We start from the raw sequence: 770 nt of genomic DNA, 5'->3' as shown, positions 1-770 counted from the left end.
GCCCCGCCGAGCGAGTCGACCGCGACGGTCGCGCCGAACACCCCGGTAGCCGAGCCGGCGCCCGCGTCCAGCGAGCCGACAAACGCCAACAGCCCGCCCGAGCCCTATGCCGCGCCGGCGCCGAGCGCATCGGAGACGCCACCGGCTGCCGTTGCCGTGGCCCCGACCGTCGAGACGCCCGCGGCATCGGCGCCCGCCGGCGACGCGCCGCACAGCCCGCCCGAACCCTACGCCGCGCCCAACTGGTCGGACGTCTCCGGCCCCGCTTCCGCCCCCCAGACCGATGGAAAACCCTGAGCCCAAGCAAGGCTCCCGGATCAAGGACGACGAATGTTTCGATTCACCGCATGTGCCGTCGCTCTCCTCGCCTTTAGTGCGACGGTGCGCGCGTCGGAGCCGCCGCACTCGGCAGAGCTGGACGATATGATCGTCCGGCAGGCCAAGCGGCATGGCGTTCCGGAAAAGCTGGTGCGCCGTATCGTGATGCGCGAGAGCAAGTACAACCCGCGGGCGCGAAACCATTCGTTCTGGGGCCTGATGCAGATCAGCTATCCCACCGCGCGCAGCATGGGTTTTAAGGGCAGCCCGTCAGAGCTGCTCGATCCGTTGGTCAACCTGACCTATGCCGTGCCCTACCTCGCCAACGCCTTCGTCATCGCAGGCAAGCAGGAAGACGCCGCCGTCCGCCTATACGCCAGCGGCTACTACGCGACGGCCAAGAACCGCAATCTTCTGGATCAGCTGCGCACCGCGGATTCCGCGCCGGTCGT

General features: G+C 68.7%; 1 protein-coding gene and 1 pseudogene. Both read left to right on the top strand.

What is annotated here, in order from left to right; genetic code table 11:
- A pseudogene (locus GSQ79_RS28890) lies at positions 1-297 on the top strand (murein L,D-transpeptidase); the annotation flags it as partial.
- 33 nt (positions 298-330) lie between these two features.
- A partial coding sequence (locus tag GSQ79_RS03980) for a lytic transglycosylase domain-containing protein (RefSeq protein WP_158807445.1) occupies positions 331-770 on the top strand: 440 nt, incomplete at its 3' end.

Source organism: Beijerinckia sp. L45 (assembly GCF_009765775.1).
Taxonomy (GTDB): Bacteria; Pseudomonadota; Alphaproteobacteria; order Rhizobiales; family Beijerinckiaceae; genus RH-AL1.
The sequence above is the reverse complement of the archived record's forward strand: the minus strand, read 5'-3'. Positions and strand labels throughout refer to the sequence as shown.